Origin of the sequence: Streptomyces sp. NPDC101194 (assembly GCF_044767885.1) — a bacterium.
Lineage (GTDB): Bacteria > Actinomycetota > Actinomycetes > Streptomycetales > Streptomycetaceae > Streptomyces.
The window spans coordinates 159,781-184,880 of record NZ_JBIWOS010000012.1 but is presented as its reverse complement, the minus strand read 5'-3'; the positions used below and the strand labels follow the sequence as shown (position 1 = coordinate 184,880).

The 25,100-nt window shown below is 70.7% G+C and carries 23 protein-coding genes and 1 pseudogene; 7 read left to right on the top strand and 17 right to left on the bottom strand.

Going from position 1 to position 25,100, the window contains the following annotated elements; translation table 11 throughout:
- Positions 1-222: 222 nt before the first annotated feature.
- The 3 genes from ACIRP2_RS33830 to ACIRP2_RS33820 form a co-directional block, all read right to left on the bottom strand.
- Positions 223-4,047 carry an AAA family ATPase gene (locus ACIRP2_RS33830; RefSeq protein ID WP_404257078.1) on the bottom strand — a complete coding sequence of 1,275 codons (3,825 nt, stop codon included), beginning with the start codon at positions 4,045-4,047 and terminating at the stop codon, positions 223-225.
- Positions 4,048-4,363: 316 nt separating this feature from the next.
- Positions 4,364-4,576, bottom strand: a complete 213-nt coding sequence (locus tag ACIRP2_RS33825; protein WP_018551753.1) for a hypothetical protein — start codon at positions 4,574-4,576, stop codon at positions 4,364-4,366.
- Positions 4,577-5,015: 439 nt separating this feature from the next.
- Positions 5,016-5,297: an acylphosphatase gene (locus ACIRP2_RS33820; RefSeq protein ID WP_404257076.1), complete on the bottom strand. Its 282-nt coding sequence runs from the start codon at positions 5,295-5,297 to the stop codon at positions 5,016-5,018.
- A 145-nt stretch (positions 5,298-5,442) separates the two neighbouring features.
- Between ACIRP2_RS33820 and ACIRP2_RS33815 the strand changes: the two genes are divergently transcribed.
- Both ACIRP2_RS33815 and ACIRP2_RS33810 read left to right on the top strand, forming a co-directional pair.
- The gene (locus ACIRP2_RS33815; protein ID WP_404257074.1) at positions 5,443-6,366 is read left to right on the top strand and encodes a CAP domain-containing protein; all 924 of its coding nucleotides are present in this window, start codon (positions 5,443-5,445) and stop codon (positions 6,364-6,366) included.
- 1,861 nt (positions 6,367-8,227) lie between these two features.
- Positions 8,228-8,632 carry a winged helix-turn-helix transcriptional regulator gene (locus ACIRP2_RS33810; RefSeq protein WP_404257072.1) on the top strand — a complete coding sequence of 135 codons (405 nt, stop codon included), beginning with the start codon at positions 8,228-8,230 and terminating at the stop codon, positions 8,630-8,632.
- Positions 8,633-8,814: 182 nt separating this feature from the next.
- Here ACIRP2_RS33810 and ACIRP2_RS33805 read toward each other — a convergent pair whose 3' ends face one another.
- The 11 genes from ACIRP2_RS33805 to recG all read right to left on the bottom strand — a co-directional run bounded on the left by ACIRP2_RS33805 (position 8,815) and on the right by recG (position 18,266).
- Entirely contained in the window at positions 8,815-9,174 is a 360-nt protein-coding gene (locus tag ACIRP2_RS33805; protein ID WP_404257070.1) for a hypothetical protein, read from the bottom strand.
- Positions 9,164-9,769 carry an RNA polymerase sigma factor gene (locus ACIRP2_RS33800; protein ID WP_404257068.1) on the bottom strand — a complete coding sequence of 202 codons (606 nt, stop codon included), beginning with the start codon at positions 9,767-9,769 and terminating at the stop codon, positions 9,164-9,166. The genes ACIRP2_RS33805 and ACIRP2_RS33800 overlap by 11 nt, the downstream gene beginning before the upstream one ends.
- Before the next feature lie 269 nt (positions 9,770-10,038).
- Entirely contained in the window at positions 10,039-10,677 is a 639-nt protein-coding gene (locus ACIRP2_RS33795) for a LysE family translocator (protein WP_404257066.1), read from the bottom strand.
- A 139-nt stretch (positions 10,678-10,816) separates the two neighbouring features.
- Positions 10,817-11,686: a bifunctional DNA-formamidopyrimidine glycosylase/DNA-(apurinic or apyrimidinic site) lyase gene (gene mutM / locus ACIRP2_RS33790; protein WP_404257064.1), complete on the bottom strand. Its 870-nt coding sequence runs from the start codon at positions 11,684-11,686 to the stop codon at positions 10,817-10,819.
- A 101-nt stretch (positions 11,687-11,787) separates the two neighbouring features.
- Positions 11,788-12,612 carry a ribonuclease III gene (rnc, locus tag ACIRP2_RS33785; RefSeq protein WP_404257062.1) on the bottom strand — a complete coding sequence of 275 codons (825 nt, stop codon included), beginning with the start codon at positions 12,610-12,612 and terminating at the stop codon, positions 11,788-11,790.
- 19 nt (positions 12,613-12,631) lie between these two features.
- A complete protein-coding gene (gene rpmF / locus ACIRP2_RS33780; RefSeq protein WP_003965982.1) occupies positions 12,632-12,805 on the bottom strand; it encodes a 50S ribosomal protein L32 in 174 nt (57 codons plus the stop codon).
- Between the two features lie 2 nt (positions 12,806-12,807).
- Positions 12,808-13,479, bottom strand: a complete 672-nt coding sequence (locus tag ACIRP2_RS33775) for a YceD family protein (protein ID WP_404257060.1) — start codon at positions 13,477-13,479, stop codon at positions 12,808-12,810.
- A 177-nt stretch (positions 13,480-13,656) separates the two neighbouring features.
- Complete coding sequence (locus ACIRP2_RS33770; protein WP_404257058.1) at positions 13,657-14,730, bottom strand: cell division initiation protein; 1,074 nt, start codon at positions 14,728-14,730, stop codon at positions 13,657-13,659.
- 98 nt (positions 14,731-14,828) lie between these two features.
- Entirely contained in the window at positions 14,829-15,308 is a 480-nt protein-coding gene (gene coaD / locus ACIRP2_RS33765) for a pantetheine-phosphate adenylyltransferase (protein ID WP_404257230.1), read from the bottom strand.
- Between the two features lie 26 nt (positions 15,309-15,334).
- Complete coding sequence (gene rsmD, locus ACIRP2_RS33760) at positions 15,335-15,919, bottom strand: 16S rRNA (guanine(966)-N(2))-methyltransferase RsmD (protein WP_404257056.1); 585 nt, start codon at positions 15,917-15,919, stop codon at positions 15,335-15,337.
- A 115-nt stretch (positions 15,920-16,034) separates the two neighbouring features.
- The gene (gene recG / locus ACIRP2_RS33755) at positions 16,035-18,266 is read right to left on the bottom strand and encodes an ATP-dependent DNA helicase RecG (protein WP_404257053.1); all 2,232 of its coding nucleotides are present in this window, start codon (positions 18,264-18,266) and stop codon (positions 16,035-16,037) included.
- Positions 18,267-18,318: 52 nt separating this feature from the next.
- Between recG and ACIRP2_RS33750 the strand changes: the two are divergent.
- Together ACIRP2_RS33750 and ACIRP2_RS33745 are read left to right on the top strand one after the other, a co-directional pair.
- Positions 18,319-18,759 (top strand): annotated as a pseudogene (locus tag ACIRP2_RS33750) (HSP90 family protein); the annotation flags it as partial.
- Between the two features lie 53 nt (positions 18,760-18,812).
- On the top strand, positions 18,813-19,745 hold the full coding sequence (locus tag ACIRP2_RS33745; protein ID WP_404257051.1) for a hypothetical protein: 933 nt from the start codon (positions 18,813-18,815) through the stop codon (positions 19,743-19,745).
- A 333-nt stretch (positions 19,746-20,078) separates the two neighbouring features.
- Here the strand turns inward: ACIRP2_RS33745 and ACIRP2_RS33740 are convergent, their stop codons facing one another.
- On the bottom strand, positions 20,079-21,692 hold the full coding sequence (locus ACIRP2_RS33740) for a DAK2 domain-containing protein (RefSeq protein ID WP_404257049.1): 1,614 nt from the start codon (positions 21,690-21,692) through the stop codon (positions 20,079-20,081).
- Between the two features lie 258 nt (positions 21,693-21,950).
- On the opposite strand from ACIRP2_RS33740, the gene rpmB reads away from it, so the two are divergent.
- On the top strand, positions 21,951-22,136 hold the full coding sequence (rpmB, locus tag ACIRP2_RS33735) for a 50S ribosomal protein L28 (RefSeq protein WP_030928661.1): 186 nt from the start codon (positions 21,951-21,953) through the stop codon (positions 22,134-22,136).
- Between the two features lie 86 nt (positions 22,137-22,222).
- On the opposite strand, the gene thiD is transcribed toward rpmB, so the two are convergent.
- Positions 22,223-23,029 (bottom strand): bifunctional hydroxymethylpyrimidine kinase/phosphomethylpyrimidine kinase, encoded by an 807-nt coding sequence (gene thiD / locus ACIRP2_RS33730; protein ID WP_404257046.1) that lies wholly within the window; start codon positions 23,027-23,029, stop codon positions 22,223-22,225.
- Between the two features lie 10 nt (positions 23,030-23,039).
- Positions 23,040-24,011 carry a thiamine-phosphate kinase gene (locus ACIRP2_RS33725; RefSeq protein ID WP_404257044.1) on the bottom strand — a complete coding sequence of 324 codons (972 nt, stop codon included), beginning with the start codon at positions 24,009-24,011 and terminating at the stop codon, positions 23,040-23,042.
- Between the two features lie 323 nt (positions 24,012-24,334).
- On the opposite strand from ACIRP2_RS33725, the gene ACIRP2_RS33720 reads away from it, so the two are divergent.
- Both ACIRP2_RS33720 and ACIRP2_RS33715 read left to right on the top strand, forming a co-directional pair.
- On the top strand, positions 24,335-24,568 hold the full coding sequence (locus ACIRP2_RS33720) for an Lrp/AsnC ligand binding domain-containing protein (protein ID WP_365245262.1): 234 nt from the start codon (positions 24,335-24,337) through the stop codon (positions 24,566-24,568).
- Positions 24,569-24,588: 20 nt separating this feature from the next.
- Complete coding sequence (locus ACIRP2_RS33715) at positions 24,589-25,077, top strand: DUF3515 domain-containing protein (RefSeq protein WP_404257042.1); 489 nt, start codon at positions 24,589-24,591, stop codon at positions 25,075-25,077.
- Positions 25,078-25,100 lie beyond the last annotated feature (23 nt).

The following is a 25,100-nucleotide window of genomic DNA, read 5'->3' as shown; positions in this document are numbered from 1 at the left end:
GAACTCCTGATGCCTTGCCGCGTCGTCAGGTGTGGGGGGCGAGCTCTTGTGGGGCGCGAGCTCCTCCAAGTGGGGCATAACTTTCCGCCTGCCACCACTTGAAGATAAAGACGACGATGCAGAGAATATGCGTTCAAGTTGCGAAGTCAATATTCGACCATTCGCGTGAGTCAGCCAAGAAGCAACCGGCGAGTAAGTTGAAGCCTTGAAGGACAGGAGGGCTCAGCGCAGCCGCTGGCTGATGACCTTGGAGACCCCGTCACCCTGCATCGAGACGCCGTACAGTGCGTCGGCGACCTCCATCGTCCGCTTCTGGTGCGTGATCACGATCAGCTGCGAGCTCTCCTGGAGCTCCTCCATGATCCGGATCAGCCGCTGCAGGTTGGTGTCGTCGAGCGCCGCCTCGACCTCGTCCATCACGTAGAACGGGCTCGGGCGGGCCTTGAAGATCGAGACCAGCAATGCCACCGCCGTCAGTGAGCGTTCCCCGCCGGACAGCAGCGAGAGCCGCTTGACCTTCTTGCCGGGCGGCCGGGCCTCGACGTCCACACCGGTCGCGAGCATGTTGTCCGGGTCGGTCAGGACGAGCCGCCCCTCGCCTCCCGGGAAAAGCCGTGAGAAGACACCCTCGAACTCGCGGGCCGTGTCCCGGTACGCCTCGGTGAACACCTGCTCGACCCGCTCGTCGACCTCCTTGATGACCTGTATCAGATCGGCCCGGGTCTTCTTCAGGTCCTCCAGCTGCTCGGAGAGGAACTTGTGCCGTTCCTCCAGCGCCGAGAACTCCTCAAGGGCGAGCGGATTCACCTTTCCGAGCTGCTGGTACGCCCGTTCGGCCGACTTCAGCCGCTTCTCCTGCTCGGACCTGACGAAGGGCTTCGGCTGGTTGCGCGGATGCTCCGGATCCTCCGGCAGCTCCTCGCCCTCCGCCGCCGGCGACGGCGGTACGAGCTGGTCGGGGCCGTACTCGGCGGCCAGCCCGGTCGGCTCGACGCCCAGTTCCTCCAGCGCCTTCGCCTCCAGCTGCTCTATGCGCAACCGCTTCTCGGCGCCGAGCACCTCGCCGCGGTGGACGGAGTCGGTCAGTTTGTCCAGCTCGCTCTTGAGCTCGCGGCCCTGGTTGCGCTCGGCCGCCAGCTCCCGCTCCCGTTCCGCCTTCGCCGCCTCGACCGCTCCCCGCTCCTGCTCGGCCCGCACGACGGACACCTCGACATGGGCGAGCAGCTGACGGGCGCCCGACGCGACGGCCGACGCCACCTCCGCCTCGTGCCGCAGCCGGGCGCGGCGCCGCTCGGCTCGGGCGCGGGCCTCCCGTTCTGCTCGGGCGCCCCGGTCGAGGGCTTCCGCACGCCCCGCGAGCCCCTTGACCCTCTCCTCGTGAGTACGTACCTGGAGGCGGGCCTCCATCTCGGTCTGACGGGCGTTGGCACCGTCGGCGGCGAGCCGGTCGCGCACGGAGGTGTCCGGCTCCTCCTCGACCGGCATCTCTTCGGCGACGAGCAGCCGCTCGGCCAGTTCCTCCGCTTCCTCCGTCGCCCGCTCCAGTGCCTCCTGGGCTCGGGCGGCGGACGCGGTCATCCGCTCGGCCTCGCCTGCGGCGCCACGGGCCTGCCCGGCGAGCCGCCCGAGCTGCTGGGCCACCCCGGACTTCTCCCGCTCGGCGGCCCGGCGCCGCTCCCCCAGCTCCTCGACCAGTCCGGCACACGCTCGGCGCCGCTCCGTCGCGAGGCGCTGCTCTTCGGTCAACTCCGCGCAGCGCACTGCCAGTTCCTCCAGCTGGAGGGCGGCCTCGTCGACCGAGGCCTGCACTTCGAGGAGGCTCGGCGCACCGGCGGAACCGCCGTGCGCGAAGTGCGCCGAGAGGATGTCCCCCTCAGCGGTCACAGCCGTCAGCTCCGGGCGCACGGCAACAAGGTCCTCGGCATCCTCCAAGGTGCCGACGACCACCATGTCCCGCACCAGCCTCCGCACGGCGTCCACCAGTTCGACGGGCCCGCGGACGAGGTCGGCCACGGCGGGCGGACCTCCGGCGGGCGCTCCGGCCACGGCGACGTGCGAGGGGTGGGCGGGCGCGTGGAGCCCGCCCGCCCGGCCGTGTGTCTGGCCCGGCAGGTGCACAGCAGACGCATCGGCTCCGCCGGCCCCGCCGTCAGCAGCGTCATAGCCACCGCTGGCACCACCGGCCTCACCGGCCTCACCGGCCTCACCGGCCTCACCGGCCTCACCGGCCTCACCGGCCTCACCGGCCTCACCGGCACCAGAATCCCCAGCAGCGACACCGGCATCAGAGACCCCTCCCTGATCGGGGACGCCGACGCGCACCCCGCCCAGCAGCATCGCCGCCCGGCCCGCGTCCCGTTTGCGCAGCAGCCGGATCGCCTCCGCGGCCGTGGCCGGATCCGTCACCGCGACCGCGTCCGCCGCCGCGCCCAGGGCCGCCGCCACCGCCACCTCGTGCCCCGGCGCCACCGTCAGGAGTTCGGCGGCCGGGCCGAGGAGGCCCGTCAGGCGGTCCTGCGCGCCGAGCAGCACGCCCGTGCCGTCCTTGCGGCGCAGGCCGAGGGCCAGAGCATCGTGGCGAGCCGCCACCGCCGCCCGCTTCCGTTCGGCGGCGGTGGCGGACTCCCTGGCCTCGGAGAGCGCCGCCTCCGCCTCCGCGAGTTCCCGCTTGGCGGCCTCGTGCCGCTCGCCCAGCTCGGCGTCGCCCGCGTCCAGTCCCTCGACCTCGGCCTTGAGCTGTTCGTACTCCTCCTGTGCGGCGACCGCCCGCTCCTGCGCCTCGTCACGGGATGCGGCCAGCCGGTCGATCTCCGCCTGCGCCGAACCGGCCCGGCTGCGGGCCGCGTTGACCTGCCCGTTCAACCGGGCAAGCCCTTCGCGGCGGTCCGCGATGGCCCGCGCGGCGTCCTTGAGCCTGCGCTCCTCGGCCGCCAACTCCCGTTCCAGGTCACCGCGGTGGGCAGCGGTGTCCTGCAGCGCGTGCTCCGCCGCCTCCAGCGCGGCCTCCAGCTCCGCCTCCTGCTCACGGATGCGGGCCGCCTCCCGCTCCATGCTTTCAGGGTCCCTGAATCCCGTGCCGCGCCGCTCCTCCTCCGGCGCCGCTCCGGCGCTCTTGACCCGGGCGTCGGCCAGCGAGATCGTGCCGCGCACCCGCTCGGCCAGCTGGGACAGCTCGTACCAGGTCTGCTGGGCCCGCTGCAGCCGCGGCGCCAGCCGCCGTACCTCGTCCTCCAGCTCCGCCTCGCGCGCCAGGGCCGCCCTGAGCTCCGCCTCCGCGGCCTCCCTGCGCTGCTTGAGCGCCGCTTCGTCGGCGATCTCGCTGCGCAACGCGGTGTGCAGTCGCACCAGGTCGTCGGCGAGCAGTCGCAGCCTGGCGTCGCGCAGATCGGCCTGGATGACTGCGGCCCGGCGTGCCACGGCCGCCTGCCGGCCCAGCGGTTTCAACTGGCGCCGCAGCTCGTCGGTCAGGTCCTGGACGCGGGCCAGATTGGCTCCCATCGCGTCCAGTTTCCGCAGCGCCTTCTCTTTCCGCTTGCGGTGCTTGAGCACGCCCGCGGCTTCCTCGATGAATGCGCGCCGCCCCGTCGGATCGGCGTGGAGCACGGAGTCCAGCTGCCCCTGCCCGACGATGACATGCATCTCCCGGCCGATACCGGAATCCGAGAGGAGTTCCTGGATGTCCAGGAGTCGGCAGGTGTCGCCATTGATCTGGTATTCGCTGCCACCGTTGCGGAACATGATCCGAGTGATCGTCACTTCGGCGTACTCGATGGGCAGCGCTCCATCGGAATTGTCGATGGTCAGCGAAACCTCCGCCCGCCCGAGCGGCGGCCGCCCGGTGGTGCCGGCAAAGATGACGTCCTCCATCTTGCCGCCGCGCAGAGATTTGGCACCCTGTTCTCCCATGACCCAGGAGAGCGCGTCCACCACATTGGACTTGCCCGACCCGTTGGGACCGACGACGCACGTGATGCCGGGTTCGAACCGCAGCGTCGTGGCGGAGGCGAACGATTTGAAACCGCGCAGGGTCAGGGCCTTGAGGTGCACGCCGCCGGACTCTACCTTTCACTCTCGGTTTCGCTGATGAAGGTGCAGGGCACATCAGACGTTAAGGGAAGGGGTGCACGTCCGGGGCGGGGCCGCACAGGTCCGAGCAGAAAGAAAGAAGGGACGCCGAAGCGCCCCTTTAAATCTTGTGCGGTGTTGCGTGTGCGGTGTAGTGGTGCAGCGGCACATGACGGATCAAGGACATGTCACGAAGGTGACAGATCAAGAGCAGTGATCTTCAATGATCCGGCGACGATCCGGGTGATGATCTCGGACGGCTGACGCGGGACAGCCCGACCGGCCCTGTGGCCATCGGTCAGGTCAGCGCCGGCTCCGCCTGAGGTACGTCGATGTCGATGCTGTCGAGCAGCGACTCTTGGTGCTGGGCGGCGGCATTGAGCGCGTCGTTCTCGTCCTGAATCCGTACAAGCTCGGATTCGAGATCCTGGACGCGCTGCTGGAGCCGTCGCATCTCGGCGAGGAGTCGCGGGTCGGAACCGCCGACGTAACCGAGAAGCGCCTTTGCCATGATGGATGGTCCTCCACACTGAGTGACCGACCGATGCGGTGTGGGTCGTGAGGGATTCGCACCCGCGGTGCTCGGCAGTGCTCTGTATTCACTGCTGTTCTGCTGCCAAACAGCTCTGCCGAACAGCTAAGGTGCGCGGGGATTTCAGCGTCTCACCAAAAAGTTTGACGGTCAACACGATCACACCCCGTAGAGACGGGCGGCCCTGGGGCGCGCGGCTTCACAATCATGCGGCGCGACTCTCCTGCGGGGCCCTGGAGGGCGTGGAGATCATCCTTACTGCCGCAGCCTGGCACGCCAACCGAATCTTGGCAACCACCCGGTCATTTCGCAGGTCATTTCATGTGTACGCAGATGAGCCCCCCGCCCCGTCACCCCGCGCCGTCCGTCGAACACCGTCCGAACACGGCGCTCGCGTCGGACCCGTTGCAAGCCCGTATCAGCGGATCGCGAAACCGTCGTAACCGCCGCGCGGCGTGTCCCAGATCTCAGTGACTCCGTCAACGCGCCCGGGTGTGTCGTCCGAGCGCAGCCACTCCAGCAGACGGTGGCAATTCTCACGCCGCCCCTCGGCGACGACCTGCACCCTGCCGTCGTCGAGATTGAGGGCGAAACCGGTGAGACCACCGATCTCCAGGGCGTTTGCCCTGGTGAACCAGCGGAACCCGACTTGCTGCACTCGGCCGCGTACCCAGGCGGTGAGTCGTACGTCTTCGTTCATGCCCGAACGCTAACCGGCCAATTGCTCTCGGAGCACCTTCCCCCTATAGCCCATGGCGTACAGTCCCGTCGCAATAGCCTCACCCGATCGAGTGAGGCACGTTGACGCCGAGAGCGGCGTCCGGATCGTCGGAAGGGCTCGGCACATGGGACGTCATCGACGCTCCGCAGCAGTTCCTGCCGCTCAGGACCACGGGACGGGGGACACCGGTCGGCACCGGGGAAAGCGCCACGGGAAGCGGTCCGGAGCACCTGTTCGTACGGGGCTGGTCGGCGTCTCCGCGGCCCTTGCCGTGGGGGCCGTAGCGGTCGCCTCCGGTCTGCTGCCCGGCGGTGACACCTACACGAACGGCGGCTCGGCCGCCGACCAGGTGCGCACCGAGGGGGCTCCGGATCTCCTGGGCCAGGGAGGCTCGTCCACCGCGTCGGCCGAGGCAGGCCGCGATGCCGGACGCACCGATGGACCGGCGAGTGCGCGGTCCCGGACGGGCTCCCCGTCGTCCGGTTCCCCGTCGAAGACGTCCCGGCCGAAGGAACGGGCGAACCCGTCCCCGTCGACCTCGGCACCGAGGACCGGCACGGAGGAAACCGGGAAGAGCGCCGCCCCGGCCGCTTCCGATGCGCCGTCGGCCGCTCCGGAGGCCTCCGCACCCTCGTCTCCGGCCGCCCGCAGGTCCACGGCGTCGGCCACGGCCGACTCCGCCCAGGCCGCCGTGCTCGCCCTGGTCAACCAGGAACGCGCGAAGGTCGGCTGCAGTCCGGTGACGACCAGCTCCGCACTGACCTCGCTCGCCCAGAACTTCAGCGACGACATGGCCGCGCGCGGCTTCTTCGACCACACCGACCCGGATGGCCGGACCCCCTGGGACCGCGCCTCGAAGGCCGGTGTGCAGGGGCTCGGGGGCGAGAACATCGCCCGGGGCCAGGCCGACGCGCAGGCCGTCATGGACTCCTGGATGAACAGCGACGGTCACCGGGCGAACATTCTCAACTGCGACTACAAGACGCTCGGCGTCGGCGTGCACCACGGCGCGGGCGGCCCCTGGTGGACGCAGGACTTCGGCTTCTGAGATTTCCGCAGGTCATCGAGCTATGAGCCCTTCTGGGCCGTCTCAGGGTCGTCATCGGTCGCCGAAGCAGCCCAGACCGCGTCGACAGCGTCTCGCGTACGGGTGCCGCTCGACGGCATCAAGTGCGTGTAGGTCCGCAGCGTGAAACCGGGGTCATAATGGCCCAAATATTCGGCAGCACGCAGAGCGGGCCGCCACTGTCGACCGTGAACCGATTGCGGTTCAGGGAAAGACCCTCGGGACTTCGAAAGATCAGCGCCCTAGCGACGGGCGCACCATCCAACGTCTTCCAGGGCAATGTCACCTCCGCAACGGGCAAGCGCGTCAGGTGGCCGGCCAACGCGAAGGCGATGGACTCGGACAGGGCCACATCCCGCTCCTTTCCCCCCTTGGGCGGGGCGAACACAGGCCGGTTACGGAGCAACTTCACTTGCCGGGCCACGTGGGCGACGCTCCCGAGGAAATCCACGTCTTCGACTGCGAGGCCGAACACCTCGCCCTGCCGAAGGCCGCAGCAGGGTCCACCAAGGCTCGGTACCTCTCAGGCAGAGCAGCCTGCACAGCCTTCACGCGGTCAGCAGACCACGGCTTGACCTTGCGCGAGCGCCCGGTTGCGCTCCGCCCCGCCGGGCGCTCTTCCCAGCTCTGGCTGCGCCCGCGCTCCTGCCTCCGGTCCGCTCGGCGCTGCCGTTGCCGACGCGCGCCCGCAGTGGACAGGCCCGGAGGGCATGAGACGAGAACCAAGTCCGCGGCTTCCAGACATGCCTCCAGCGGGGGCGCTCAGACTCCGGCATGGCAGGGGCGCCGTACGCGAGTGTCGGCCGGAGCGTGGCGAGCGTCGTGGGCTCCCATGCCGACCACCTTCGCCCCAGGCAGAGCCGAGCAGCCGCGACCCAGGGCGTCAAGGTCGTTCGTACAGTGGCGCGCTCCACCTTGACGCCCTGAACCACGCCTGCTCCACGGTGTGCGGGTCGAAGGCGGACGGGATGGGAGCTGAGGTAAGTGGTGGGTTGGGGTGGGCGATGAAGGCGGCGCGTGCCCATTCCGTGCCCGACCGGGCGGGGAACCACGGGGAAAGGCAGCTCGAACCGCTCCAAGTGCGCGTGTTGGCGACAGGAGCGACGGGCGGAAGGCTCCTGGCCTCGACCACGTCAGAACAGTGGAGGTGTCGCCCTGAAATCCTCACCACCGTAGAGCGACTCGTATCGAATCTCGATCACCAGACGCCGAGTGATGAGATCCCAGAACCAGCCGTGTTGGTTTTCACTGAACTCGTCGAGATGCAACAAGAAGGCGGACTGTCCAGCAAGGACCGCGGCACCCGGACGGAGGGAGTGAGCCTTGGGCCGCACAGGCAACGGCGCTAGGACACGTTCTTGCGTGGTGATAGTGCCATTGGCCGATATGGTCTCCGTCCAAGTGCACCACAGAGTTTGTTACGACGGCTGGCCCAAGTCCGGCATTGATGACCTGAAGGCCGGCCTCGTGCCCTTCGTGCTCCTTAACGCGTCGCATCACAAGCAAGGGTCTTACGGTCTGGCGGTTATGTAACCGTGTAGCCCTGGTCTGCGTATAGCTGACCCAGAGAGAACCCAGCGCGATGGTTGTTGCGGCCGTAGCAATGACCGTGTCCGAGTCCACCTGTCTGCCCCCCATGCAACGCCCCGATACCGAACGTGATCTACCGCTGCATCGCCGGTCGTAGTCGCCCCACGAGCAGCCAGTCCTGCTAGCCCAATTACCCGTTGTCGCCCGGTGCCAACATGGAGGATGCCCTGTAGCCCGCCCGAGCCACAGCACACACTCACCCTCAGAAAGCGCCACCCCCCGGTAAGCGCTGTGCGGGCGTAAGCTCGTGCGTATGGACGAGAACTCCCGTCTGGACGCGCTCGCCTTCGATGTGTTCTCCCGGCAGTGCCCCTCGCGCGGCACGCTGGAGCATGTCACCGGGCGCTGGGGCAGCCTGACGCTGGGAGCCCTGTACGAGGGCGGCTTCCGCTTCAACGAGTTGCGCCGCCGCGTCGACGGAGTGAGCGAGAAGATGCTCTCGCAGACGCTCCACGCCCTGGAGCGGGACGGTCTGGTGCACCGTGAGGCCCAGCCGACCAATCCCCCGCGCGTCGACTACGAGCTGACGCCCCTGGGCCGACAGGTGGCCGAGCGGCTGCTCGGGTTGATCCAGCTCGTCGAGGGCCGGATGCCCGAGGTGCTACGGGCCCGCGACCGCTACGACGAGGCCCACCCGGGCCCTGGGAACCGGGACTGAAGGGCTGTCGCTGTCCGGTATTCCCCGGCGGACGTATTTCCCGGCGGACGCACGACGGCGGCCACGGCACCGCGACGTACTGTCGGGACATCCGCATACGTCCGGTATGCGGATGTCCCCTCGCCGTGCGATCCCCAGCATCGGACCCACCCGCCGATCCGGCCTGATGCGCACGAACGACCTCAGGGCGTGGCGCGGGTCAGTTCGCACCTCCCGTCCGCGCAGGACCGACGCAGCCGCCCGGCCGAGATGGTCTCCATGAGGCCGATCACCCAGCACATCGGGCATCCGCGCAGCGCGACCAGGCCGACCGGGGCGAGCAGCAGGCTCGCCGGGCCGACGACCGGCAGCAGGGCCAGGGACCCGGCGAGCGCGCCGAACCCGATGACTCCGATGGCCAGATGGCGCGGGAGGGTGTCGCCGGCGAAGCCGCCGCTCGTCGGCGCATCGGGTGCACCGGCGGCGGGTGTGGAAGCGGGCACGGCGGCGGGTGTGGAAGGGGGCACGGCGGTGCGTGTCGCGGTGGTCGGATCAGATGTCATCGTCGGTTCCCCTCGTTCTGGCCGGTTCGTCGCGCAGTGCCTCGCGTACCGCCGAACGGGCCCGGTGCAGGCGGGACTTCATCGCGGCGGTGCTCAGCCCGAGCCGGTCGGCGACGGTGCGGCCGGGCAGGCCTTGGATGTCCCGCATGACCAGCACCTGCCGCTGGTCGTCGGGCAGGGCGGCAACGGCGGCCGCGACGCGTTCGGCTTCCAGGCGCAGCAGGACGTCCTCCTCGGCGGACTGCACGGTGCCGCCGAACGCGTCCGACGACCAGCCGGCCGTGCCGAGCAGGCCGGGCTCGTCGACCGGTCCGCGCCGAACCAGGGTGCGGGTGCGGCGCAGGCACTCGTTGCGGACGATCCGGAACATCCACGAGGCCAGCGCCCCGGAGGCGCGCAGCATGCCGATCTTGCGGTAGAGGATGATCAGCGCTTCCTGGGCGGCGTCCTCGGCGTCCTGGGGTGTGGCGCACAGCGTGCGCGCGAACCGGTGCACGTGCGGGTAGGAGCCGTACACCAGCGCGGTGAGCGCGTCGACGTCGCCGCGTTGCGCCGCGGCGACCAGGGTCGCGCCGGGCCAGCTGTGGTCAGCCACGCTGACGCCTCCGGCGGCGCAGCAGCGTGACGGTGCACGCGCACAGCAGCAGCGCGGCGGCCGCGACGGCGATGACGACGGTGGTCATGGGGTCCTCCCGGTGGGCTGCGGCGGACGCGGTCGTCCGCACGCCTATGAGAGGCGCGGCGGGCCCGGAAGGATTCACCCCGGTCCGCGGTCCGGTCGTTCAGGGCGCCCCGGCGCGTGCGAACTGCAGCCGGGGTCGAGCCCGGCGGTGTCCGGCCGGGCGACGGTCCGGCCGAGGGACCTCAGTCCTTGCGGCCGGTCACGGCGACGGTCAGACCGAGGCCGATCATCGTGAACCCGCCGACCCCGCCGATCAGGGCGAGCCGCCGCGGTGAGCGGGCGAACCAGCTTCGCGTGGTGGCCGCGACCAACCCCCACACGCTGTCGGAGGCCACCGCGATGACATTGAAGACCAGGCCGAGCACCAGCATTTGAACTGTGACGTGCCCCTGACGAGGGTCGACGAACTGGGGCAGCACGGCGGCGAAGAACACGATGGTCTTGGGGTTGGCCACGCCGACCGCGAACCCCTCCCACAACGTGCGCAGACCGCCGTGCGCGGGACCGTCACCGGTGAACGCGGCGTGCAGCGCCCCGCGCTGCCGCACCGCCTTGACACCGAGATACACCAGGTACGCGGCGCCCAGGAGCTTCAGCGCCGTGAAGACGAGGACCGAGCGCTCGACCACGGCCCCGACCCCGAGCGCCACGGCCACGACGAGCACGTAGGCTCCGAGCGTGTTCCCCGCGACCGTGGTCAGCGCGGCCCGGCGCCCCTGCGCCAGTGCCCGCCCGATCACGAACAGCACGCTGGGGCCGGGAACCACGATCAGCAGGAACGACATGGCCGCGAAGGCCAGCAGTCGGTCGGTGGTCACCATGACACCCATGTAACACGGGAACGAGGCATGTCTGCAGCCGTTTCCGTGGAGCGGCCCCGCGCCGGTCGGAGAGACCCATCCGCGACGTACGCCGTCGGACGCCGGGGCTCTCCTCCGGCGACGACTCGCCGGACCGCCCTCAGGAAGCCGTGCGCGGCGGACGCTGGCAGCGCGGGCAGAAGTAGCTGGAGCGGTTCATCCACGCCCGGCGCCGCATCGGCGTACCGCAGCGGTGGCAGGGCTCGCCCTCGCGTCCGTAGGCGTCGAGCGAGCGGTCGAAGTAACCGGACTCGCCGTTCACATTGACATAGAGGCTGTCGAAGCTGGTGCCGCCCTGGTCGAGCGCCGCGTTCATCACGTCACGGACATGCCCCAGCAACTCGGCGGACCTGGGGCGGGTGAGGGTGGCGGTCGGCCGGTCGTAGTGCAGCTTGGTGCGCCACAGCGCCTCGTCCGCGTAGATGTTGCCGACGCCGCTGATCAGCGACTGGTCGAGCAGAGCGCGCTTGATCGTCGTCCGGCGCAGCCGCAGGGCCGTCTGGAACGCCGCGTCGTCGAAGGCCGGGTCCAGCGGATCGCGGGCGATGTGCGCGATGGTGTCGGGCAGCCCGTCCGTGCTGTCGGCGGCGCACTCGTGGAGCGAGAGCCCGCCGAAGGTCCGCTGGTCGACGAAGCGCAGCTCGGTACCGAGGTCGTCGTCGAAGCGGATCCGGACGCGCAGGTGCTTCTCGTCGGGGGCGTCCTGCGGCTGTACGAGCAGTTGTCCGCTCATACCGAGGTGGCCGAGGAGCGAGCTGGACGCGTCGTTCAGCGGTATCCAGAGGTACTTCCCGCGGCGCATGGCCGTTCCGAAGCGGGCACCGCCCAGCCGGGCCGCGAAGTCCACGCCGCCCGCGGGATGGCGGCGGACCGCACGCGGGTGCAGCACCTCGACCTCGCCGACCGTACGGCCGGTGACCCAGCGCGCGAGACCCCGTCGTACGACCTCGACCTCGGGCAGCTCGGGCACGGTGTCGCTCCTGGAGAAGTGCGAGAAGTGAACGGGGAGATGAAAAGCATATCCGGGCAGGAAAAACCCCTCGGTGCGCAGGGCACCGAGGGGTTCTCGGGTCAGGCCGGAGCGACGTCCGTGGACGGCGAGGGGTCGGCAGGGGTGTCGGCGGCCCCTCCGTCGGCAGCGGACTTCGCCGCGGCCTCCCGTGCTTCCGCGGCGGCGCTGATCTCGCGCCAGGCGGACTCCGCCGCCTGCTGCTCCGCTTCCTTCTTGCTACGGCCGGTGCCGGTGCCGTACGAGACACCACCGACGCGAGCAGCAGCAGTAAAGGTCTTCTCGTGGTCCGGGCCGGTCTCCGTGACGAGGTACTCGGGGACGCCGAGGCTCTCGCTCGCGGTGAGTTCCTGGAGGCTGGTCTTCCAGTCCAGGCCGGCGCCGAGGTTGGAGGACCTGTCGATCAGCGGGTCGAAGAGCCGGTGGACCAGCTCCGAGGCCGCGCTGAGACCCTGGTCGAGATAGACCGCGCCGATCACCGCTTCGAGGGTGTCGGCGAGGATGGACGCCTTGTCCCTGCCGCCCGTGCCCTCTTCACCGCGGCCGAGCCGGATGAAGGAGCCGAGTTCGAGGCCGCGGCCCACTTCCGCCAGCGCACGCGAGTTGACCACCGCGGCCCGCAATTTGGCCAGCTGGCCTTCGGGCAGGTCGGGGTGGGTGCGGTACAGCGTGTCCGTGACCACCAGGCCGAGCACCGAATCCCCGAGGAATTCGAGCCGCTCGTTGGTGGGCAGACCGCCGTTCTCGTACGCGTAGGAGCGATGGGTCAGCGCACGCACCAGAAGGGCGGACTCGAGGTGATACCCGAGCCGCCCTTCCAGAAGCGTGTGGGACGAGGCTGTGTTGACGTTGTCTGCCTGCTTCTTGGCGTTGGACAACTCAGACATCGGGCCTCTCACCAGCCGCTCAGACTTCGAGGACCTGGCGCTTGTTGTACGTGCCGCAGCTGGGGCACGCGATGTGCTGCAGCTTCGGCTCCTGGCAACGCTCGCACGAAACCAGGGTGGGGACCGCAGCCTTCCACTGCGACCGGCGGTGGCGCGTGTTGCTGCGCGACATCTTCCGCTTCGGAACAGCCACGGCTACTTCTCCTGCTTCTCGTCGACGCCCGCTTCGGCGCCGCCCATGTTGTCCTTCTCGCCGTCCTGAACGGTGTCGGCGAGTCCTTGCAGTGCCGCCCAACGAATGTCGACGGCATCGTGGTGGTGACCGGGGTTCTCGTCCAGCCTGATTCCGCATTCGGAACACAGTCCGGCACAGGACTCCCGGCACACCGGCTGCATCGGCAGTGCGAGCACCACCGCATCGCGCAGCACTGGTTCGAGGTCGAACAGGCCGTCCTCGATGAAGAGCCTGTCCTCGTCGTCCTCGGCGTCGTCGGCCGGTTCCGCCTTGCTGCTGCGGCCACGGTCATCGGCGTCAGGGTACGAGAACATCTCCTGGAAGTCCGCCGCGACCTCTTGGTGCAGCGGCTCCAGACACCTTACGCACTCCCCCTCGGCCGACGCACGGGCGGTGCCTGTGACGAGCACCCCTTCCATGACGGATTCGAGGCGCAGATCCAGCTCCACGGGCGCGCCTTCCGGCACACCGATGACCCCGTCGATACCGAGGGCCGGCGAACCGGGTGCGTCCACCGTGCGGGTCAGCCGCTGGAGGGCACCGGGACGCCGACCCAGCTCGTGCGTGTCGAACACGAGGGGGTTTCGGTGGTCGAGGTGGCCGTTCAGGGCTTTTCCTGCTTTCAAAATCATGTGCGTCACGCAGCGTGGGGAGGGCTGACCGGATTCGGATTCGAATCGGGCAGCAGGGATCGCGGTCATACGCGCGACCGAAGAGCCAGGATACTGGACGCGCCGCTCAGCTCCCAATCCGGTCTCCCCGCACGGCCCGGACCGCCGTGGCGACCGGACCGCCGCCGCGGGGACCGGTCAGCGCTCCTGTTCGTACCGGCGGAGCTGTTCCAGATCGATCATGCTGGTGTCGAACAGGCTGGTCTCGTCGAGGGCGCTCTCACCCTGCGGCTGAAGGGTCTGCTGGTGGTGCACGGGCTGCTGCTGCCAGCCGTCGTAGTTCTGGGCCGGCGGCTGGGCCTGGCCCTGGTCGTAGCCCTGCTGCTGATAGGCGGCGTACGGGTCCGGCTGCTGCTGGTACTGGTAGACGTCCTGCTGCGGCTGCTCCTGGTACCCGTACGTCTCCGCGTAGCTCGGCTGGGTCTGGGCCGGGAAGTGCGGCTGGACCTGCTGGTGCGCGGGCTGCGGCTCCGGGGTGGCGAGCTCGGCGAGGCCGGCCCAGTGGTCCTCGTCGCTCATGTGCCCCTGGTTGCCCGCCGCGTCCTGGGCGGCCATGTGCACGCCGAGTTCGTCGGTGGCGACCCGTCCGTGCAGCTTCTGCCGGCCGCGGCCGACCGCCTCCAGGGTCTTGGCGAGCACGGCCTCGAAGGCACCGAGTTTGGTGTCCACGTACTCGTCGGCACGGCGCTGGAGCGTGGCCGGGTCGGTACTGCGCTCGGGGGCCTCCGCGAAATCCGGGTCCTCGTACCCCTGCTCGTCGAAGGCCTGGCCGCGGCCGAGGAGCTTCTCGCGGCCCCGGTCGACGGAGCCGATGGTCTTGGTGAGGACGACCTCGAAGTTGGCGAGCTTGCTGTCGACGTACTCGTCGGCCTCGGCGCGGACCTCCGCGGCCTCCCGGCGGGCCTCCTCGAGGATGCGGTCGGCCTCGCTGCGCGACTGCATGGCGACCTCGGTACCGGCGATCAGCGAGGTGCGTTCGGCGTGCGCCGCCTCGATGATCCGTTCGGCCTCCTGACGGGCCTGCTCGGCCAGCTGCTCGTGCCCGCCGATGAGCTCCTGGGCCTGGGCGAGCGAGCCGGGCAGGGCCTCGCGCACCTCATCGAGCATCGCGAGCAGTTCGGCGCGGTTGACCACGCACGAAGCCGACATGGGCATGGACCGGGCGCTGCCGACCGCCTCGACGATCTCGTCGAGCTTCTTCTGCACGTCCACCGTGTGCTCGCCACTCTCTACAGCCGATTGGAGACGGACGGGACGACTGTACGGCCAGTCGGCGCCCGTCCGACACCTGGTGACGGACAGTCAGTGCTTCAGCGTCCGGCGAGACGCTCGGTGAGGGCCTGGTGGACCGCGGGGGGAAGCAGGTGGGAGACGTCTCCGCCCCAGGTGGCGACCTCCTTGACCAGGGAGGACGACAGGAAGCTGTAGGTGGGATTGGTCGGCACGAAGAGCGTTTCGACGCCGGAGAGGCCGTTGTTCATCTGGGCCATCTGCAGCTCGTAGTCGAAGTCGCTGACGGCCCGCAGGCCCTTCACGATCGCCGGGATGTCGCGCTGCTTGCAGAAGTCGACCAGGAGCCCGTGGAAGGACTCGACCTGGACGTTGCCGAAGTCCGCGGTCACCTGACGGATCAGGTCGATCCGCTCGTCGATCGTGAACAGACCCTTCTTGGACTGGTTGATCATCACCGCGACGTGTACGACGTCGTACAGCTTCGAGGCACGGCCAATGATGTCGAGGTGTCCGTTGGTGATGGGGTCGAATGACCCCGGACAGACGGCGCGGCGCAACTTGATTCCCTCGCTCTCCGGTCCGGTCATCGTGCGTCTTCGCACGTAGAGGCGGCGCGACCGTACCAAAGCGTTCCCTCGCCGTAGCGACGGGCCCGCAGTGGCTCGAATCCCTCGGGCCAGTTGAATTCTCCGCCTCGTGTGCTCCGTTCCACGGTGACGAGCGCGTCGGTCGTGAGCCACCCCTGAGCACGGAGTGTGAGCAGTATCTCCCCGAGATCGCCGTCGGTCACGGCGTACGGCGGGTCCAGGAACACCACGTCGTACGGCTCCGCGGGCGCCGGGCCGGTCACGACCTGTTCCGCTCTGCCGGTGCGGACCTCGGCGCCGGGCAGGCCGAGCGTGCGGACGTTGTCCCGGACGGTGCGGACGGCCTTGGAGTCGGCCTCGACGAGCAGGGCGTGGACCGCGCCGCGGGAGAGCGCCTCCAGACCGACGGCGCCGGAGCCCGCGTAGAGATCCGCGACTCGGGTGCCGTGGAGACTGCCCAGGAACGCCTCCCAGGTGGAGAAGAGTCCCTCGCGCGCACGGTCGGAGGTGGGGCGGGTGCCGGTGCCGGGCGGGACGGCCAGGCGGCGTCCGCCGGCCGAGCCGGCGATCACGCGGGTCATGGGTGTCTGGTCCTCGGTTCGTGGGTGGCCCACAGGGTGCTGCGGCGCCGTGGCACCCACGATATGGCGTCGTGGCGGATCGAGCCCGCGCACCCGTCGCCCCCCGCCGACCGTGTCAGCCCTTGTCGAGGTACTGCTCGCGCTCCTTGTCGAGCAGCGCGTCCAGCGCGATCCGCAGCTCGGGCAGACGCTCCAGCTCCGGGTCGGCCGCGACGATCGCCACGGCCTCCTCGCGGGCGGCGGCGATGACCTCCTCGTCGTCGATGACGGTGAGCATCCGCAGCGAGGAGCGGACGCCGGACTGGGCCTGGCCCAGGACATCGCCCTCGCGCCGCTGTTCGAGGTCGATCCTGGACAGCTCGAAGCCGTCGAGCGTGGCGGCGACGGCGGAGAGCCGGGCACGGGCGGGGCCGGCCTCATGGGCCTCGCTGACCAGCAGACAGAGCCCGGGGGCCGAGCCACGGCCGACCCGGCCGCGCAGCTGGTGCAGCTGGGAGACCCCGAACCGGTCGGCGTCCATGATCACCATGGCGGTGGCATTGGGGACGTTGACCCCGACCTCGATGACGGTGGTGGCGACGAGGACGTCGACCTGGCCCGCGGCGAAGCGGCGCATCACGTCGTCCTTGTCGTCAGGATTCATCCTGCCGTGCAGCACCTCGATGCGCAGACCGGCCAGGGGGCCCTTGGCGAGCTGTTCGGCGATCTCCAGGACGGCGAGCGGCGGGCGCTTCTCGCCGTCGTCCTCGAGTGCCTTCTTCCTCCCCTTCCCGCCGGCCGCCTCGTCCTCGGCGTCGTCACCGATGCGGGGGCAGACCACGTAGGCCTGGTGCCCGTTCTCCACTTCCTCCCGGACCCGTTCCCAGGCGCGGCTGAGGAAGTGCGGCTTGTCCTTGGCGGGGACGACATGGCTGGCGATCGGCGAGCGGCCGGCCGGGAGCTGGTCCAGCACGGACGTCTCCAGGTCGCCGAAGACGGTCATGGCGACCGTACGGGGAATGGGGGTGGCGGTCATGACCAGCAGATGCGGGGGCCTGCGTTCCCCCTGGGAGTTCTCCTTGGACCGAAGGGCGTCGCGCTGTTCCACCCCGAAGCGGTGCTGTTCGTCGACCACGACCAGGCCCAGGTCGTGGAACTGCACCTTGTCCTCGATCAGCGCATGCGTGCCGATCACGATCCCGGCCTCGCCGGTGACGAGGTCGAGCAGCGCCTGACGGCGGGCCGCGACCCCCATGGAGCCGGTGAGCAGCACCACCTTCGTCCCCTGCTCGGAACCGCCCAGCATTCCCCCCTCGGCCAGCTCGCCCATCATTTCGGTGATGGACCGGTGGTGCTGCTGGGCGAGCACCTCGGTGGGCGCGAGCATGGCGGCCTGTCCGCCCGCGTCGACGACGCCGAGCATGGCGCGCAGGGCGACCATCGTCTTCCCGGAACCGACCTCGCCCTGGAGGAGCCGGTGCATCGGGTGCTCGGTCGCCAGGTCGTCGAAGATCTCGCCGGAGACCTTCCGCTGTCCTTCGGTGAGGGTGAAGGGCAGCTTGGCGTCGAAGGCGTCGAGCAGTCCGTCGGGCCGGGGTCTGCGCGCCACCGCCGGGAGCTGGGCGTCCGCGTATCTGCGGCGGGCCAGCGCGACCTGGAGGACGAACGCCTCGTCCCACTTCAGCCGGTCCCTGGCCTGCGCGATGTCCGCCTTGGTCTGCGGGCGGTGGACCTTCAGCAGCGCTTCCGGGAGCGGGGTGAATCCGCGGCCCTCGCGCAGACCCGGTGGCAGCGGGTCGACGGCCTCCGCGGCGCTGGGCAGCACGGTGTCGACGGCCTTGGCGATCCGCCAGGAGTCCAGTTGCTTGCAGGCCGGATAGATGGGCAGCAGCCGCCCGGCGAAGGCGTCCACCGCCTCCGCGGCCTCGGCCCCGTCGATGGACTCGGCGTCGAGCAGCTGGTACGTGGGGTGGGCCAGCTGCATCTTCCGGTTGAAGACGGAGACCTTGCCCGCGAACATCGCGCGCCGTCCCGGCAGCAGCTCCTTGTGCGGCTTGTGGACGCCGTGGCCGAAGAAGACCAGCTGGAGGCGGCCGTTGCCGTCGGTGAGGGTCACTTCGAGGCGCTTGCCGCGGCCGTTGTTGAACATCAGGATGCGGGCGTCGGCGACCTGGGCGACCACCGTCACGTGCTCGTCCAGCGGAAGGTCGGCCAGGGCGGTGAGCCGGCCGCGCTCCTCGTACCGCCGCGGGTAGTGGTGCAGCAGATCACCGACCGTGTGCAGGTCGAGGTGTTCGGCCATCACCTTCGCGGTGGCTCCGCCGAGCAGCTTCTTGAGAGGTTCATCGAACGCAGACACGCGTTCCATTGCACACCACACCACTGACAGATGTCCGGCGGGCACCACCCGGATCACCGGAATCCCTGGTCGCCACCATCTTTACTCCTCCCCTCGTGTCTACCTCCGTGAGCTGCTGCAGAACGCGGTGGACGCCGTCACGGCCCGCCGCGCCGAGCAGCCGGACGCGCCCGCCCCGGCGCGGCTGTACGCGGACGGCGGGCGGCTGCGGATCGAGGACAGCGGGGCCGGGCCGACCGAGACCGATGTGCACAGCCTGCTCCCGACGATCGGCCGCAGTTCCGAACGCGACGGGGCCGAGGGTCTGGCGTCGGCGCGTGCCGAGTTCCTCGGCCAGTTCGGCATCGGGCTGCTGGCCTGCTTCGTCGTGGCGGCGGCGGAGATCCGGGTGATCGGCCGGTCGGCGCGGACACCCGGCTCACCGCCCGTGGAGTGGTGCGCCCGCGACGACGGTTCGTACACCGTGCGTACGCTGCCGGACAGCGCCCGTCCGGAGCCCGGCGATCCGCGGGGCTGTCGGACCACGACCGCGCATGCGTCGAGGACCACCGGGCGATGGACGGCTCCCTGCCGCCCGCCGAGGCGGTCGCGTCCTTCCGGACCGCCTCGGGACCGTACGAGGCCGCGGGCGACCCGGGCGAGGCCACGGCCGCGGCGGCCGGGGCCGCGTACGCCCGCTCGCTGGAGGCCGGTCGTGCGCGGGAGGCGCTGGCCGAGCTCGCGCCGCTCCTGGACCGGGCCCTCGCCCCGCACGCCGGGGGCGGGGCCACCGCCCGGCAGACGCGCACCGTGCTGATGTGCCGGGCCCGCGTCCTCGGCCGGCCGGTGCGCGAGGCCCCGGACGAGGAGTCCGCCGAGGCGGCTGTCGCCGGTCCGGAGCAGGGTGCGCGGGAACTGCCGGCGTTCACCGAACCGCTGCGCGCGGAGCGTTCGGTCGTCACCCGGTTCACGGAGGCGCTGGATCCTCTCGGCGACGTCACGCGGTACCGGGGCGATCCGCGGGGCGGGCCGGAGCTGTACGTGCGGGCCACCGCCGGGATCCATGACGCCGGGCTGCCGTGGTACGCCGTCGAGTACGAGGCCAGGACCGCCGCACTTGCCACCCGGCTCGACGAGCATGACAGGGCCGAGCGCGCCGCACGCGCCGCGCTGGAGCACCGAGCGGCGTTCGTCCCGGCTCCGGGACGGGCCCAGCTGTACCTCGGGCTCGCCGAAGTCCTCGGCGCCGCCGGGCAGTTCGACGAGGCGACCGAGCACGCGCCGGAGGCCGGGGAGCTCTGGCGCGAGCTGGGTGACGTCCTCGCGCTCGTCCGGACGCTGCGGGTGCGGGCCCGGATCGCGACCCGGAAGGGGCGGTCGGGCCCGGACGCGGCACGGCAGTTCATGGCGGCGGCCGAGCGGGAGTGCGAGGCGGCGCCGGCGTCCGGACCTTCGCAGCGCGCCCCGGCTGCCGGCGGAGCCGGCGGACACCCACCGCCAGGCCGGTGAGCTGATCACGCACCTCTTCCGGGGCGAACCGGGCCGGGTACCGGAGTTCGAGGAGGCTCTCGGCCATGTGCGCCGGGCGATCGACCGCTTCACGGAGGCCGGCCCCGAGTTCCTCGGACCGCGCACCGCCACCGAGCCGACGGCCGCCTGGCCGGAGGCCGACCTGGGCCACCCGGACGCCGCGCGGACCCGGGCCCGCAGGGTCCTTGAGATCCACGGACCGGGGAGCCGGACGAGACGGGCCGGGAGCGTCGTGCGGAGGCCGAGGCGCTGCTGAAGTACGCGGACGGGAGATCGGGCCCGTCCGGCGGCTGAGGACGTCCCGCCCCGGCCCTACTCCACGCCGATCAGCAGGGGAGCGCGCTGGTGGCCGCCCCGGTACACCACCGTGTCGACCGCCAGATGGCCCTCGCGCACGTGCTCCTCCAGCGCGTCGGCCAGGCTGTCGGGGACGTCCTCGCCCAGGACCAGGGTGACCAGTTCGCCGCCTGCCGCCAGCATGCGGTCCAGCACGGTGCGGGCCGTTTCCGGCACGTCCTCGCCGATCACCGCGACATCCCCGTCGATCAGGCCCAGCACGTCGCCGGCCTGGCAGATGCCCGCCATGGTCCACGACTGCCGCTCGGCGACGGCCAGTTCGGCGTAGCGGGTGGCGCCGGCGGCGGCGGTCATCGCCACCACGTCCTCGTCGAAGCTGCGGTCGGGTTCGTGGACGGCGAGGGCGGCGATGCCCTGGACGGCGGCCCGGGTCGGGATCAGGGCGACCCTGACTCCCTCCGCGCGGGCCTGTTCGGCGGCGGCGGCCGCGGTGTGGCGCAACTCGGCGTCGTTGGGCAGCAGTACCACCTCGCGGGCGTGTGCCCGGCGGATCGCATCGACCAGTTCGCCGCTGGCGGGCGGCTCGCCGGGGCGCGCCAGGACCGTCGTCGCGCCGGCCTCCTTGCACAGCCCGCGGAGCCCGTCGCCGGGGACCACCACGACGACCGCGCGCTGCACGGGTTCGGCCTGGGTGTGCACCCGGTCCGCGCCGAAGTGGGTGATCCGGATCCGGTACGGCCGCCCCGCCTCGACGCCCGCCTCCACCGCCGCACCCGCGTCGTCGACATGCACATGGACGTTCCACAGCCCGTCGCCGCCCACCACCACGAGCGAGTCACCGAGTCGGTCGAGCCGGTTCCGCAGCCGGTCCACGGCGTCGTCCGCGGCCTCCAGCAGGTAGATGACCTCGAAGGCCGGTCCGCCCTGCGCGCAGCTCTCCACCACCGTGACCTGGGGCGCGGGCGCGGCCGTGTACATGTGCTCGGGCGCCCTCCCGGAGACCGCTTCGACGAGCGCCCCGAGCACCGTCACCAGGCCCCGGCCCCCCGCGTCCACGACGCCTGCGCGCCCGAGGACCTCAAGCTGTCCGGGGGTCTCCTCCAGGGCCGCCCGCGCCCCCTCGTACGCCGCCCGTGCGACCTCCGCGGTCCCGGCGTCGTCCGCCGTGCGCCCGGTGGCCTCGGCGGCCGCGGAGGCCACCGTCAGCACGGTGCCCTCGACGGGGCGGGCGACGGCCTGCCGGGCTGCGGCAGCGGCGGCGGTCAGCGCCCTGCGCAGATGGTCCGCGTCGTGCCCCTCGCCCAGCACCCCCGCCATCCCGCGCAGCAGCTGGGCCAGGATCGTGCCGGAGTTCCCGCGGGCGCCGATCAGCGCGCCGTGCGCCATGGCCCGTACCGCGTCGGCGGCGACGGGGGCCGTCGTGCCGGTCTCGTGCGCGGCGAAGACCGCTTCGACGGCCTGGGTCGCGGACTCCACGGTCAGATAGAGGTTCGTGCCGGTGTCCCCGTCGGCGACGGGGTACACATTGATCGCGTCGATCGCCGCGCGCTCCCGGCCCAGCGCCTCCAGGGCCAGTGAGCACCAGGTACGCACCGCGACGGCGTCCATGTCGTCGGCGGTCTGCAGCACCTGTCGGTCCTCCTCGGAATCGGCCGTACGTGGCCGGCTGCACCGCAGAGTAGTCCCCGTGCGCCGGGTCCGGCGGGGACAGGGGCGGACGGGGGGCGGCGGAACCCATGGTAGTTTCGTTCTACCGACGCGGTCGTTGTATGCTGCTTCGGTTGCCCGACGAGAGTCGGGCCATTCCTCCGGTACCGCCACTTCAGTCAAATGAATCCGGCGCGCCGGAATTCACTGTAAGTGCACCTGAAGTCTTTGGAGTGACCCGTGGCTGCCAACTGCGACGTCTGCGGCAAGGGGCCGGGCTTCGGCAACAACATTTCGCACTCGCACCGCCGTACGTCCCGTCGCTGGAATCCCAACATCCAGCGCGTGCGTGCCGTGGTCGGTCGGACGCCGAAGCGGCTCAACGTCTGCACCTCGTGCATCAAGGCCGGCAAGGTCGCGCGCTGACGTTCCCGTCGTAGCGCAGCCTTCCGGTTGCCCAAAAAGCCGGTCCGCCTCGGTGGACCGGCTTTTTGCTGTGCCGGGGGGCGTGCTCACACGGTGCGCGTCCGCCAGCCGTGGTCGACGGGGCCGATCCCGGCGCCCAGCGGGAAGCCTGCCGCGATCGCCCCGGTGACATAGGCCTTCGCGCCCCGCACCGCTGTCGGTACGTCCTGCCCCAGGGCCAGTCCGCAGGCGATGGCGGAGGCGAGTGTGCAGCCGGTGCCGTGCGTGTGCCGGTTGTCGTGCCTCGGCGCGCGCAGCCAGTGCTCCTGCGCGCCGTCCGTCACCAGATCCACGGGGTCGCCGGACAGGTGCCCGCCCTTGATGACGACCCAGCGCGGCCCGAAACCGAGCACCTCGTCGGCGGCCTGTCGCATTCCGGTCTCGTCCCTGACGTTCACACCGGTGAGCTGCGCCACTTCGTCCAGGTTCGGGGTGGCGACCGTGGCGACCGGAAGCAGTTTCGTCCGTACCGAATCGAGTGCCTCGGCGGCCAGCAGCGGGTCCCCGTGCTTGGAGACTCCGACCGGGTCCACGACGACCGGGGCGTCGGTGTCCGCGAGGAGTTCGGCCACGGTCTCCACGAGCGCGGCCGACGACAGCATGCCGGTCTTCACCGCCTGCACACCGATGTCGTCCACCACACTGCGGTACTGGGCGCGCACGGCCTCGACGGGCAACTCCCAGGCGCCCCGCACCCCCAGCGAGTTCTGGGCCGTGACGGCGGTCAGCACGCTCATGCCGTGCACACCGAGAGCCAGCATCGTCTTCAGATCGGCCTGAATGCCCGCACCGCCGCCGGAGTCGGATCCGGCGACGGTGAGCACACGGGCGGGTACGTCAGCAGTCGAGGACATGTGCCGCAATCTACTGGGCGTCCTCGATGCCCCCGAAATGGTCCCAGCCGCTCTTGCTGGTCCAGGGCGCTCCGTCGACCGTCACCTGCGGCAGCGCCGAGGGGTTGAGGACCTCGCCGATCACCTTCCAGCGGGCGGGCAGCTTCACGTCCGGCGGGAAGGTGGCGACGATCGCGTGGTCCTCTCCCCCGGTCAGCACCCACTGCAGCGGATCCACGCCGACGGCCTGTCCGATGTCGGACATCTGCGACGGGATGTCGATCAGTCCGGAACGCAGGTCGATCCGGACCTTGCTGGCCTCGGCGATGTGCCCGAGGTCGGCGACGAGTCCGTCGCTCACGTCCGTCATCGCGGTCGCGCCGAGCCCGGCGGCCGCGGGGCCCGCGTGGTACGGCGGTTCGGGGCGGCGGTGGGCCTCGACGAAGGCGCGGGGAGAGCGGAAGCCGCGGGAGAGCACGGCGTACCCGGCGGCGGACCAGCCGAGCCAGCCGGTGACGGCGACGACGTCGCCGGGCTGGGCGCCGGACCTGGTGACCGGTTCGTGGTTGCGCAGATCACCGAGTGCGGTGATCGAGACGGTGATCGTCTCGCCGCGCACCACGTCCCCGCCGACCACGGCCGCGCCGGCGACCTGGCACTCGTCACGGATGCCGTCCATCAGTTCGCCGGCCCAGGTGACCGGGAGTTCGGCAGGGACGACCAGGCCGAGCAGCAGCGCGGTGGGCACGGCACCCATGGCGGCGATGTCGGCGAGATTCTGCGCGGCGGCCTTGCGGCCGACGTCGTACGCCGTCGACCAGTCGCGGCGGAAGTGCCGTCCCTCCAACAGGATGTCCGTACTGGCCACGACCCTGCGGTCGGGAGCTGACACGACCGCGGCGTCGTCGCCGGGACCGAGCCGTACCGCCGGAGTGGTGGTGAGCCGGGAAGTCAGCTCCCTGATGAGCCCGAACTCCCCCAACTCGCCCACGGTTCCCTTCACCGAGTCTCACCTCTCATCTATCGCGCCGGACGATCGTCCGGGCTGCTTCAGCGACCGGGGATCCGGATCGTGGACCGGCCGCCGCCGCAGGGAGCAGTCTGCACCGGTTCTCATCGGCACGCCCGTCCCCCGTTCGCACCGCTGCGCTCGCGGTCGCGGGCCGTCGCTGCTGTCGGTACTGTCAAGAGATACGTCAACCTGTGTCTTGCGTACGCCACGCTGTGGACGTCAACCGACCCGTAGGTCTCCCCGCGGCCCGCGGCAACGCGATACCGTGGCGTCCCTTTCCCCCACATGATCCTCGTGGCCGCCCTGGAGGTTCCGTGGTACAGGCGTACATCCTTATTCAGACCGAGGTGGGCAAGGCGTCGACCGTCGCCGAGACCATCGCCAAAGTTCCGGGAGTGATCCAGGCAGAGGACGTCACCGGCCCCTACGACGTGATCGTGCGCGCCCAGGCCAACACGGTCGATGAACTCGGCCGCATGGTGGTGGCCAAGGTCCAGCAGGTGGAAGGCATCACCCGAACCCTGACCTGCCCGGTCGTTCATCTGTAGTCCCCGTCTACGCTGGGCCGGTGACATCACTGCGCCGCCGGTTCGGCCACCCACTGTTTCTCGGTCCGCCCGTTGCCGCGCTGCTGCTGGCCGCGGCGGGCTGCTCCTCGACGGACGCCACGGCGTCGGTCACGGTTCCCACCCCGTCTCCGGAAGCCGCTGCCTACTGTCGTGCGCTGCACAAGGAACTGCCGAGGACCGTTGCCGGTCTCGACCGCGGTGACACCGGGACGAAGTCCGAACTGATCGCCGAGTGGGGGGACGGAGCGATCGTACTGCGCTGCGGCGTCCCCCGGCCCGCGAAGATGGACGACCCGATGGCGAAGGGGAGCGAGGCGGACGGCGTCAACTGGCTGCTGGAGCAGCCGGACGACGCCGGCCCGCGCTTCACGACGACCTACCGCAAGGCATACGTCGAGGTGAGCCTCTCGACGGCGTACGCCCATGACGCGAGCCCGTTGGCCGCGTTCGCCCCTGCTGTCAAGAAGACGGTCCCCAGCAGCCCGTAGGGCGTGCCCCCGCGTCGCGAGTG